Origin of the sequence: Kitasatospora sp. NPDC057936, assembly GCF_042887525.1 — a bacterium.
Taxonomy (GTDB): domain Bacteria; phylum Actinomycetota; class Actinomycetes; order Streptomycetales; family Streptomycetaceae; genus Kitasatospora.
The window spans coordinates 1-11835 of record NZ_JBHVPD010000170.1 but is presented as its reverse complement, the minus strand read 5'-3'; the positions used below and the strand labels follow the sequence as shown (position 1 = coordinate 11835).

Genomic DNA, 11835 nt, shown 5'->3' with positions numbered 1-11835 from the left:
GCGTTGTCGTCGGTCGCCCGATGTCCCCCAGCCTGGCGGCCGGGAGGTGCCCCCACCGCATCGCCTCCCTCCTCCGCCTTGCGATGCACGCACCCGGACGCCGCCCGGCCCGCCCTCCGGGCGGACGACGGGGGTGTGAAGACAGGCCCCGCCGGCTCCGGCCGCGCGCACCCGAGGGCCGGGCGCCCGGTCGGCGGCAGGGCCGGCCGGGCGCTCAGCCGTGCGGTCGTCGGTGCGTGGGCGGACCGTCGCACACGGAAACCGCCGGAATCCGGACCGCACCGGTCAAGGAGTGCTCAGGCCACGGCACCAAGCGAATCCAGTCGATCTTGTGCATTCTCGTGCATTGGTTAGGCTTTCAAATGTTCGCAAGGTTAAAGTCGTTCCCATGCATGCCTGGCCCGCCTCCGAGGTTCCCGCCCTGCCTGGTCAGGGGCTCCCCCTCCACATCTTCGACACTGCAGCGGGCACGGTCCGCGAGGTCGTGCCGCAGGACGGCACCGCCCGGATCTACGTCTGCGGCATCACCCCCTACGACGCGACCCACATGGGCCACGCCGCCACCTACAACGCCTTCGACCTGGTGCAGCGGGTGTGGAAGGACGCCGGTCACGACGTCCTGTACATCCAGAACGTCACCGACGTCGACGACCCGCTGCTGGAGCGCGCCGTCGCCACCGGGCAGGACTGGACGGCCCTGGCCGAGCGCGAGACGGCGCTGTTCCGCGAGGACATGACCGCGCTGCGGCTGCTCCCGCCGGCCCACTACATCGGCGCCGTCGAGTCCATCCCGTGGATCGTGCCGATCGTCCAGAAGCTGCTGGCCAGTGGCGCCGCCTACGAGGTCGACGGCGACATCTACTTCTCGGTCGACTCCGACCCGCACTTCGGCGAGGTCTCCGGCCTGACCCGCGAGGCCATGCGCCCGGTCTTCGCCGAGCGCGGCGGCGACCCGGACCGCCCCGGCAAGCGCAACCCGCTCGACGCGCTGCTCTGGCTGGCCGCCCGCCCCGGCGAGCCCGCCTGGGACACCGAGCTCGGCCACGGCCGCCCCGGCTGGCACATCGAGTGCGTCGCGATCGCGCTGCAGTACCTCGGCATGTCCTTCGACGTCCAGGGCGGCGGCAGCGACCTGTCCTTCCCGCACCACGAGATGGGCGCCTCGCACGCCCAGGTCGCCACCGGCGCCCACCCGTACGCGAAGGCGTACGTGCACGCCGGCATGGTCGCGCTGGACGGCAAGAAGATGTCCAAGTCCCGCGGCAACCTGGTCTTCGTCTCGGCGCTGCGCCGCGAGGGCGTCGACCCGGCGGCGATCCGCCTGGCCCTGCTCTCGCACCACTACCGCGAGGACTGGGAGTGGACCAAGGCCGTCCTGGACGAGGCCGTCGAGCGCCTCGCCCGATGGCGCGCCGCGGTCTCCCGGCCGGACGGCCCGGCCGCGGAGGCGCTGCTCGCCGAGGTCCGCGCCGCGCTCGCGGACGACCTCGACGCGCCGGCCGCGCTGGCCGCCGTCGACCGCTGGGCGGCGCTCCAGGAGACCGACGGCGGCACCGACATCGGCGCCCCCGGCCTGGTCACCCGTACCGTCGACGCCCTGCTCGGCGTCGCGCTGTAGCACCGTCGGGTCCTGTAGGACCGTCATACGCCGAAGGGGCGCCAGGACCGATCGTCCTGACGCCCCTTCGGCCGTTCCGTCCTACTCGTCGTCCGCGGAGCCCTCCGGCGCCTCCCGGGTGGTCCCGGGCGCCTCCGGCTCGGCCGGCCGCTCCGCGGTGGCGTGCCCGGCCACCGGCTTCTCGCCGGTCGGACCGACGTTCTCCCGGCGGCGCAGGTAGCGCTCGAACTCGCGGGCGATCGCGTCACCGGAGGCCTCCGGCAGCTCCGCGGTGTCCTGCGCCTCCTCCAGCTGCTGGACGTACTCGGCCACCTCGCTGTCCTCGGCGGCCAGCTGGTCGACGCCCAGCTGCCAGGCCCGGGCGTCCTCGCCGAGCTCGCCCGGCGGGATCCGCAGGTCGAGCAGGTCCTCCAGCTTGTTGATCAGGGCCAGGGTCGCCTTGGGGTTGGGCGGCTGCGCGACGTAGTGCGGCACCGCCGCCCACAGCGTCACGGCCGGCACCCCGGCGTGCGTGCAGGCCTCCTGCAGCACCCCGACGATCCCGGTCGGGCCCTCGTACCGGCTCTCCTCCAGGTCCAGCCGGCGGGCCAGATCGGGGTCGGAGGTGACGGCGCTGACCGGCACCGGACGGCTGTGCGGGGTGTCGCCGAGCAGCGCGCCCAGGATCACCACCAGCTCGACACCCAGCTCGTGCGCGAAGCCCAGCAGCTCGTTGCAGAACGAACGCCAGCGCATGCTCGGCTCGATGCCGCGCACCAGGACGACGTCCCGGGTCTTGGGCTCCGTCACCCGGATCACCGAGAGCCGGGTGGTGGGCCAGGTGATCCGGCGGATGCCGCCGTCCATCCAGACCGTGGGACGGTTGACCTGGAAGTCGTAGTAGTCCTCCGCGTCCAGGGCCGCGAACACCTTGCCGCCCCAGGTCTCGTCCAGGTGCGCCAGGGCCGCGGAGGCGGCGTCGCCCGCGTCGTTCCAGCCTTCGAAGGCGCAGACCATCACCGGGTCGATCAACTCGGGGACATCTTCCAGCTCGATCACCCGGCGTCTCCCTCCGAACTCCTCATCGCCCATGGAACTCCTCGCTCCACGGTCCCTACCTGCCCAGCCTACGGGCTTTGATGCGCGTCACGGCCGGGGCACCGGGACAGTCTGGGGGACCGGGCCGCCATGATCCAGCGGTTATCCGCAGGTCCGGTCACAGGAGCGCGGCGACGGTGGGCAGGTAGCCGCGGGCCTGGCCGTCGGCGGTGGGGTGGAAGGACTCCCACAGGTGGGAGACCACGATGCCGTTGATCCACTCCTCCTTGCCGCCGCCGCACGTGCCGTGCCCGTCGAAGACCGGCCGGACGTCCGCGAAGGCGAACCCGTGGGCCTCGGACTGACGGCGGATCAGCTCGTCCAGGCGGTCGGTGAGGGCGTTGAACCGCTGCCGCCTGGACTCGGTGGCGAGCAGGCAGGTGGTGCCGGTCTGGAGCAGCCGGGGGTAGCCGGTGACGACGACCCGGGCGGCCGGGGCGGCGGCGCGCACCGCCGAGTAGAGCGCGTCGAGGCGGCCGGGCAGGTCGTCGTCCAGGTGGTGCGCGGCGGTGTCGAGGGTGCGCTCGCAGCGGGCGTCGGTGGTGAGCGGCTGGAGGCAGTCGACGGCCGCCGAGGTGAAGCCGAGGTCGTTGCCGCCCACGGTGAGGGTGACCACCGTGGTGTCCGCGGCGACCTTCGGCAGCTGGTCGCGGCGGACGTCGTCGGCCCCGGCGGCGCTGCACGCGGCGTCGGTGAGGGCGGCGCCGTGCGCCGCGGCCCACAGGGCGGGGTAGCCGCGGCCGCTGCGGTGGCAGTCGCCGCTGGCGGGGTCGTAGGAGCCGGCCGCGACCCCGGCCGCGTAGGAGTCGCCGAGCGCGGCGTACCTGGGGGCCGGGTCGGCCACGGCCGGGGCGGCGAGGGCGGCGCAGAGCAGGGGGACGGCGGCCAGGGCGGCGACCGGGCGGGGGAGCGGCACGGCGGTTCTCCGGGGTCCGGGCGGGCCGGGCGCGGTCCGCCTCGGCCCATCGGGCACGGATCGTAGTCGATCGACTACCCGGCGTCGTGGCGTGCCCGCCGGGCGGGGCGGCGCGATGATGGACAACGGGGCCGGGCGGCGGGCGTGAGGAGCCGGACCGATGAACCGATGGCTGTGGATCGGCGCGGGCGTGGCGGCGGTGGCCGCCGGCACCGCGGTGGTGGCGGCGGACCGCGCGGGCCGCCGGCTCCCGGTGGAGCACGTCACCGAGGGCGGACTGGAACTCTCCCAGCCGCCCGGCGCGGTCTGGGACGTGCTGACCGACATCGACCTCTACCCCGCCTGGCGCCCCGACCTGACCCACGTCGAGCGGCTGCCCGCGGCGGCCGGCGGCCGGGAGCGCTGGCGCGAGTACGACCGGCACGGGCACACCACGTACGAGGTGGTCGCCAGCGAGGCCCCGCACCGCCTGGTGACCGGCATCGCCGACCCGGACCTGCCGTACGGCGGCACCTGGACGTACGTCCTGACGCCGGCGGGCCGGGGCTGCCTGCTGACCGTCACCGAGCGCGGCGAGGTCCGCAAGCCGCTGTACCGCGCGGTCTCCCACTACGTGACCGGCGAGGACGTGACCGTCCACCGCTACCTCGGCGCCCTCGCCCATCGCATGGCCTGAGCCCGGGGCGCAGCTACCCGACCCAGCCCCGCCGGTACTGCGCCCAGTCCTCGGGCGTCGCCGCGAAGTCCACGTACAGCGCGACGCCGAAGGCCGGGCGGTGCAGGTCCTCGCGGGCGAGGCCCAGCCGGACGCCGCGCACGGCCGCGTCGACCGTCTCGGCGCCGCCCCGGTGCGCCCAGGTGTCGTCCCAGTAGAACGGCAGGCCCATCAGCAGGTCGACGTCCTTCGGCGTGGCCTCCAGGGCCAGTTCGGTCTGCAGGGCGACGTAGCCGCCGAACAGCGGCTCGGTCTGCATGCTGGTGTCGTACGTCATCACCGCGATCTGGTCGACCCGGCGGGCGGTCGCGGTGAAGTAGGCCTGGTCCCACCACTTGCCGTGCCCGCTGAGGGCGATCCCCGCGGTGTGCAGGCCGGGCAGGGGGTCGATCTGCGGGGCGGCGACGGAGAGCTTGGCGCCGCGCCCGGCGGTCACCGCCCGGACCTGGTCGAGGAGGGCGAGCCAGCCGGCCGAGCCGGGGCGGATCGGCTCCATGTCGAAGTGCACCCCGTCGAAGCCGAGGTCCAGCACCTGCCGGGCGGAGGCGGTGACCCGGTCCCGGGTGGCCGCGTCCTCCAGGTCGAGGGCGTCCTTCTCGGGCTTGACCTCGTCACCCAGCCAGCCCTGCACCCGGATCTTCGGCAGTTCCCGGTGCACCGCCTCGACGAACCACTGCGCGCGCGGCTGGACGGTCGGCGGCAGCGAGCCGTCGTGCTCCAGCGGGCCGGTGTGGACGTACAGGTCGCGGATGCCGGTGCCGTCGAGCTGCCGGGCGAGCGCCGCGACGTCGGCGTCGGTCTTGCGGCCGTCCACCCAGGCGTGGCCGAGCCAGACGGCGTCCCGGCCGCGGGTGCGGGCGTCGGGCGAGAGCCGGCCGACGTCGTGCAGGCGCAGCGCGACGAGCAGTCCCCCGATCGTGGCCACCGGAACGGCCGCGGCCACGGCGAGCGCGACCAGCGCCCTGCGCCACCACGACCAGCCCCGCCAGCGGGCCCCGAATGCGCTGAACGGCACCGTCAGTGCCCGGCCCATCCGTCCCGCGGACGTGCGTGCGCGCCCCAACCGATTGCTCCCCCCTTGCGGCCGAGCGTTCAGGATACGAAATGCACAGTCGCGCCGGGCCGTGGGACGGATACCCTGGCCACGTGCGCGCCCGACCAAGCGGGAGCGCAAAGCCGACAGCCGTCGCACCAGGGAGAAGCCCCATGGCCACTGCAGCCGAACCGTCCATCACTCAGCAGAGCCGCGCGAACGCGTTGCGCGAGGCCCTCGCCACCCGGGTGGTGGTCGCCGACGGGGCGATGGGCACCATGCTCCAGGCCCAGGACCCGACCATGGAGGACTTCCAGGACCTGGAGGGCTGCAACGAGGTCCTGAACCTCACCCGCCCCGACATCGTCCGGTCCGTCCACGAGGCCTACTTCGCGGTGGGCGTGGACTGCGTCGAGACCAACACCTTCGGTGCCAACTTCGCCGCGCTCGGCGAGTACGACATCCCCGAGCGCATCTTCGAGCTGTCCGAGGCCGGCGCCCGGATCGCCCGCGAGGTCGCCGACGCGCACACCGCCGCCGACGGCCGCACCCGCTGGGTGCTCGGCTCGATCGGGCCCGGCACCAAGCTGCCCACCCTCGGCCACGCCCCGTACGAGGCCCTGCGCGACGGCTTCCAGGAGAACGCGGCCGGCCTGATCGCCGGCGGCGCCGACGCCCTGCTGGTCGAGACCAGCCAGGACCTCCTGCAGACCAAGGCCGCGATCCTCGGCTCCAAGCGCGCCCTCGCCGCGGCCGGCCTGGACCTCCCGGTGCTGGTGCAGGTGACGGTGGAGACCACCGGCACGATGCTGCTCGGCTCGGAGATCGGCGCCGCGCTCACCGCGCTGGAGCCGCTCGGCGTCGACTACATCGGTCTCAACTGCGCCACCGGCCCGGCCGAGATGAGCGAGCACCTGCGCTACCTGGCCAAGAACGCCCGGATCGGCCTGTCCTGCATGCCGAACGCGGGCCTGCCGGTGCTCGGCAAGGACGGCGCCCACTACCCGCTGTCCCCGGCCGAACTGGCCGAGGCGCACGACGTGTTCACCCGCGAGTACGGGCTGTCGCTGGTGGGCGGCTGCTGCGGCACCACGCCGGAGCACCTGCGCGCGGTGGTCGAGCGCGTCCAGGGCCGCGCGATCGCCCCGCGCACGCCGCAGCCGGATCCGTCGGCGGCGTCGCTGTACCAGGCGGTGCCGTTCCGCCAGGACACCTCGTACCTCGCGATCGGCGAGCGCACCAACGCCAACGGCTCGAAGAAGTTCCGCGAGTCGATGCTGGCCGGCGACTGGCAGGCCTGCGTGGAGATCGCCCGCGACCAGATCCGGGACGGCTCCCACCTGCTGGACCTGTGCGTCGACTACGTCGGCCGCGACGGCGTCGCCGACATGAAGGAGATCGCCGGCCGCCTGGCGACCGCCTCGACCCTGCCGATCGTCCTGGACTCCACCGAGCCGCCCGTGCTGCAGGCCGGCCTGGAGGCGCTCGGCGGGCGCGCGGTGCTCAACTCGGTCAACTACGAGGACGGCAACGCCCCCGACTCGCGCTTCGGCAGGATCGCCTCGCTGGCCCGCGAGCACGGCGCCGGCCTGATCGCGCTGACCATCGACGAGGAGGGCCAGGCCCGCACCGCGGACAAGAAGGTCGAGATCGCCGAGCGGCTGATCGCCGAGCTCACCGCGGACTACGGCATCGACGAGGGCTCGATCCTGGTCGACTGCCTCACCTTCACCCTGGCCACCGGGCAGGAGGAGTCCCGGCGGGACGGCATCGAGACGATCGGGGCGATCCGCGAGCTCAAGCGCCGCCGCCCGGACGTGCAGACCACCCTCGGCCTGTCCAACATCTCCTTCGGCCTCAACCCGGCCGCCCGCGTCGTCCTCAACTCGGTCTTCCTGCACGAGTGCGTCGAGGCCGGCCTGGACTCGGCGATCGTCCACGCGTCGAAGATCCTGCCGATCTCCCGGATCCCCGAGGACCAGCGCGAGGCCGCCCTCGACCTGGTCTACGACCGCCGCCGGGACGGCTACGACCCGCTGCAGCGCCTGCTGGAGCTGTTCGAGGGCGTCTCCTCGGCCTCGGTGAAGGCGTCCAAGGCGGAGGAGCTGGCCGCGCTCCCGCTGGACGAGCGGCTCCAGCGCCGGATCATCGACGGGGAGCGCAACGGCCTGGAGGCCGACCTGGACGAGGCGCTCACCGCGCGGCCCGCGCTGGAGATCATCAACGAGACCCTGCTGTCCGGCATGAAGGTGGTCGGCGAGCTGTTCGGCTCGGGCCAGATGCAGCTGCCGTTCGTGCTCCAGTCCGCCGAGGTCATGAAGACCGCGGTGGCGCACCTGGAGCCGCACATGGAGAAGTCCGACTCGGAGGGCAAGGGCACGATCGTGCTGGCCACCGTCAAGGGCGACGTCCACGACATCGGCAAGAACCTGGTCGACATCATCCTGTCCAACAACGGCTACAACGTCGTCAACCTCGGCATCAAGCAGCCGGTTTCGGCGATCCTGGACGCCGCGCAGGAGCACCGGGCCGACGTCATCGGGATGTCCGGGCTGCTGGTCAAGTCGACCGTGATCATGAAGGAGAACCTGGAGGAGCTCAACCAGCGCAAGCTGGCGGCCGACTACCCGGTGATCCTCGGCGGCGCCGCGCTCACCCGGGCGTACGTCGAGCAGGACCTCCACGAGATCTACGAGGGCGAAGTCCGGTACGCCCGCGACGCGTTCGAGGGCCTGCGGCTGATGGACGCGCTGATCGCCGTCAAGCGCGGCGTGCCCGGCGCGGTGCTGCCCGAGCTCAAGCAGCGCCGGCACGCCCGGGTCGAGGTGGAGGAGCCGGAGCCGGAGGTCAACCTCGGCCAGATCCGCTCCGACGTCGCCGTCGACAACGCCGTGCCCGTCCCGCCGTTCTGGGGCGACCGCATCGTCAAGGGCATCCCGTTCGCCGACTACGCGTCCTGGCTGGACGAGGACGCGCTGTTCAAGGGCCAGTGGGGCCTGAAGGCGGCGCGCTCCGGCGAGGGGCCGTCGTACGAGGAGCTGGTGGAGACCGAGGGCCGCCCGCGGCTGCGCGCCTGGCTGGACCGGCTGCAGACCGAGGGCTGGCTGGAGGCGGCCGTGGTCTACGGCTACTACCCGGCCAACTCCAAGGGCGACGACCTGATCGTCTTCCACGAGGACGGCACCGAGCGCACCCGCTTCACCTTCCCCCGCCAGCGGCGCGGGCGCCGGCTCTGCCTGGCCGACTTCTTCCGCCCGGAGGAGTCCGGCGTGCGGGACGTCGTCGGCCTGCAGGTGGTCACCATGGGCAACCGGATCTCGGAGGCGGCCAACGAGCTGTTCGCCGGGAACTCCTACCGCGACTACCTGGAGCTGCACGGCCTCTCGGTGCAGCTGGCCGAGGCGCTGGCCGAGTTCTGGCACGCCCGGGTCCGCTACGAGCTCGGTTTCTCCGGCGAGGACCCGCAGGACGTCAAGGACATGTTCGCGCTCAAGTACCGCGGTGCCCGCTTCTCGCTCGGCTACGGCGCCTGCCCGGAGCTGGAGGACCGCGCCAAGATCGCCGAGCTGCTGAAGCCCGAGCGGATCGGCGTGGTGCTCTCCGAGGAGTTCCAGCTCCACCCGGAGCAGTCCACGGACGCGATCGTGATCCACCACCCGGAGGCGAAGTACTTCAACGCCCGGTAACCAGGACGCCCCCGCGCGTTCGCTCTTTTCCGGCGAACCGGGCGTATCCTTGATGATCCTGAACGGGCCGGTCCGCTCACCAGCGGGCCGGCCCGTGCCATCCCCGGAGCACCTGCGGGGCACTCGGAAGGATCACCATGACCAGCATCTCCACCGCCGTCGCGGCGCTCGACCACGGGGACGACCGCGGCCTGCAGGCGGTGCTGCTGGACATGGACGGGACGCTGGTCGACACCGAGGACTTCTGGTGGCAGGCCGAGGCCTCGCTGTTCGCCGAGCTCGGCTACGCGCTCGACGAGGCGGACCGCGCCCAGGTGGTGGGCGGCCCGATGAGCCGGGTGATCGACTACCTGCTCGCCAGGACCGGCGTCGACCTCTCCCCGGCCGACCTGACGGTGCTCATCAACCAGCGCTTCGTCGACCTGCTGGGCGGCGGCGTGCCGCTCATGCCGGGCGCCGAGCGGCTCCTCAATACCCTTGCCGCGCACGGGATCCCGGCCGCCCTGGTGTCGGCCTCGCACCGGCACATCATCGACATCGTGCTGCGCTCGCTGGGCGCCGAGCACTTCGCCTTCACCGTCGCCGGGGACGAGGTGCCGCGCACCAAGCCGCACCCGGACCCGTACCTGGAGGCGGCCCGCCGGCTGGGCGCGGAACCGGCCCGCTGCGTGGTGGTCGAGGACGCGCCGACCGGGGTGAAGGCGGCCGAGGCGGCCGGCTGCCCGGTGATCGCGGTGCCCTCGGTCGCGCGGATCGAGTCGGCCCCCGGGCGGCTGGTGCTGTCCTCGCTGGAGCAGGTCGACCTCGAACTGCTGCGCTCGCTGGTCGCCTCGCGCGTGTGATTGTGGTCTCATTGCCCCGGCGGCCTACCGACCGGTAAGGGGCCCCGGGTGGCCCGATCCGGTGGTCATCGGGGGAGAAAACGGGCATTGGCCGACAACTCGTCGGGGGAGCCGGGCTGCCCCGGATCACCGTGTCCCAAACGTCATCCACGCGGGTATCGGTCGTGCGTGTTCGATATGGCACGCTACTCCAGTTCGTTCCCGCCCTCGCAGCCCTGCCACCGCCGCCGACGGGTACCCCCGGTCCCGGCGCCGGTCGCACGACGCGCACCCCAGAAGGACGCGCCCCGTGAAGACTTCCGCTGAACGCCTGGCAGTACTCGGCTGCGCCGGCCTGGTCGCCGTGACGGTGGCCGGCTGCGGATCCGTCACCGACGCGGTCAAGGGCGGCGGCGGCAGCAGCTCGGTCACCATGGGCACCGCCCAGCTCACCAGCGTGCTGGACCCGGCCGGGTCCTACGACTCCGGCTCCTGGCTGATCCTGCGCAACACCTTCCAGTCGCTGCTGGTCTTCCCCGCCGCCTCCAGCTCGCCCTCCCCGGACGCCGCGCAGTCCTGCGAGTTCACCACCGGCGACTCCACCCAGTACCACTGCGTGCTGCGCCCCGGCCTCAAGTTCTCCAACGGCCACCCGCTGACCGCCGCCGACGTCGTGTTCTCGATCGAGCGCACCAAGAAGATCAACGACAAGAACGGCCCGTCCGGGCTGCTCTCCTCGATCAAGTCCGTCGAGGCCAAGGGCGACAACGAGGTGGTCTTCCAGCTCACCGCGCCCGACGCGACCCTCCCGGCCAAGCTCGCCAGCCCGGTCGGCGCGATCGTCGACCACCAGGTGTACCCGGCCGACTCGCTGCTGCCCAACGACAAGCTGGTCGGCTCCGGCCCGTACAAGCTCGACTCGGTCGAGGCCCTGGGCGGCGGCGGCAAGAGCATCGGCAAGGTCGCGCTGTCGGCCAACGACAAGTACAACGGCGACGTCAAGCTGCGGAACAGCAAGTTCACCGTCCGCTACTACGACCAGGCCGCCGACCTGAAGGCCGCGCTCGACAAGGGCGACGTCGACCTCACCGACGACAGCCTGGACCCGAACACCGCCGCCCAGATCCGCTCCGACCAGCAGGGCGGCAAGGGCGACCTCCAGGTCGTCGAGGGCGACAGCAACAACACCCGCTCGCTGGTCTTCAACACCAAGGACGCGGTCGTCGGCAACGTCGCCGTCCGCCAGGCCGCCGCCGCGCTGCTCGACCGCAAGGCGCTCGCCCGCGACGTCTTCGCCCGCACCGTCCAGCCGCTGTACTCGATGGTCCCGGCCGGCGTCACCGGCCACAACACCGTCTTCTTCGACAAGTACGGCGACCAGGACGTCAGCAAGGCCAAGAAGTTCCTCACCGACGCCAAGGTGCAGCTGCCCGTCAAGATCACCCTCACGTGGTCCCGCTCGCGGGCCGGCGCGGCCGAGGCCGACACGGTGAAGAAGCAGCTGGAGACCGGCGGCCTGTTCCAGGTGACGGTCCAGCAGGAGGCCGACTGGGACAAGTACAAGGCCGGTTTCGCCGACGGCAAGTACCAGGCCTACATCCTCGGCTGGTTCGCCGACTACCCGGACGCCGACAACTACATCAGCCCGCTGGTCGTCGACGGCGGCGTCTACCACGACGGCTGGGACGACCCGCGGATCAGCCAGAAGCTGGTGCCGGACGGCCTCAAGATGACCGACCGCGGCGCGGCGGCCGGCAACTACAACCAGATCCAGTCGATCGTCGCCGACAACGCTCCGCTCGTCCCGCTGTTCCAGGACAAGGCGTTCTACGCGGCCCGCTCGTACATCACCGGGGTCGAGTCCACCGTCGACACCACCGGCGTCTTCCGCTTCGGCGAGATCGGCCGCAGCAGCAAGTAGCGCCCGACGGCGACGGCCCGTCCGCTTCCCCCGGTGCGGGAGGCGGAC

General features: G+C 72.6%; 8 protein-coding genes. 5 read left to right on the top strand and 3 right to left on the bottom strand.

The genetic code is table 11. The annotated features are described in order from the left end of the window. Positions 1 to 388 precede the first annotated feature (388 nt). A complete protein-coding gene (mshC, locus tag ACFVU9_RS44580) occupies positions 389 to 1618 on the top strand; it encodes a cysteine--1-D-myo-inosityl 2-amino-2-deoxy-alpha-D-glucopyranoside ligase (RefSeq protein WP_380494426.1) in 1230 nt (409 codons plus the stop codon). 81 nt (positions 1619 to 1699) lie between these two features. Here the strand turns inward: mshC and ACFVU9_RS44575 are convergent, their stop codons facing one another. Beyond that, on the bottom strand, positions 1700 to 2656 hold the full coding sequence (locus ACFVU9_RS44575) for a PAC2 family protein (protein ID WP_380445474.1): 957 nt from the start codon (positions 2654 to 2656) through the stop codon (positions 1700 to 1702). A gap of 157 nt (positions 2657 to 2813) precedes the next feature. Continuing rightward, positions 2814 to 3611 carry an SGNH/GDSL hydrolase family protein gene (locus ACFVU9_RS44570; protein WP_387603662.1) on the bottom strand — a complete coding sequence of 266 codons (798 nt, stop codon included), beginning with the start codon at positions 3609 to 3611 and terminating at the stop codon, positions 2814 to 2816. A 160-nt stretch (positions 3612 to 3771) separates the two neighbouring features. On the opposite strand from ACFVU9_RS44570, the gene ACFVU9_RS44565 reads away from it, so the two are divergent. Next, the gene (locus ACFVU9_RS44565; protein WP_380445472.1) at positions 3772 to 4287 is read left to right on the top strand and encodes an SRPBCC domain-containing protein; all 516 of its coding nucleotides are present in this window, start codon (positions 3772 to 3774) and stop codon (positions 4285 to 4287) included. A 13-nt stretch (positions 4288 to 4300) separates the two neighbouring features. Here ACFVU9_RS44565 and ACFVU9_RS44560 read toward each other — a convergent pair whose 3' ends face one another. Next, a complete protein-coding gene (locus ACFVU9_RS44560; RefSeq protein ID WP_387603659.1) occupies positions 4301 to 5389 on the bottom strand; it encodes a hypothetical protein in 1089 nt (362 codons plus the stop codon). A gap of 143 nt (positions 5390 to 5532) precedes the next feature. On the opposite strand from ACFVU9_RS44560, the gene metH reads away from it, so the two are divergent. From metH to ACFVU9_RS44545, 3 genes are all read left to right on the top strand, one after another. Further along, positions 5533 to 9045, top strand: a complete 3513-nt coding sequence (metH, locus tag ACFVU9_RS44555; RefSeq protein WP_380504690.1) for a methionine synthase — start codon at positions 5533 to 5535, stop codon at positions 9043 to 9045. Positions 9046 to 9182: 137 nt separating this feature from the next. Next, positions 9183 to 9887 carry an HAD family hydrolase gene (locus ACFVU9_RS44550; protein WP_387603656.1) on the top strand — a complete coding sequence of 235 codons (705 nt, stop codon included), beginning with the start codon at positions 9183 to 9185 and terminating at the stop codon, positions 9885 to 9887. A gap of 289 nt (positions 9888 to 10176) precedes the next feature. Continuing rightward, positions 10177 to 11787, top strand: coding sequence for an ABC transporter substrate-binding protein (locus ACFVU9_RS44545; protein ID WP_380445468.1), 1611 nt, complete (start codon positions 10177 to 10179; stop codon positions 11785 to 11787). The last annotated feature ends 48 nt before the right edge of the window (positions 11788 to 11835 follow it).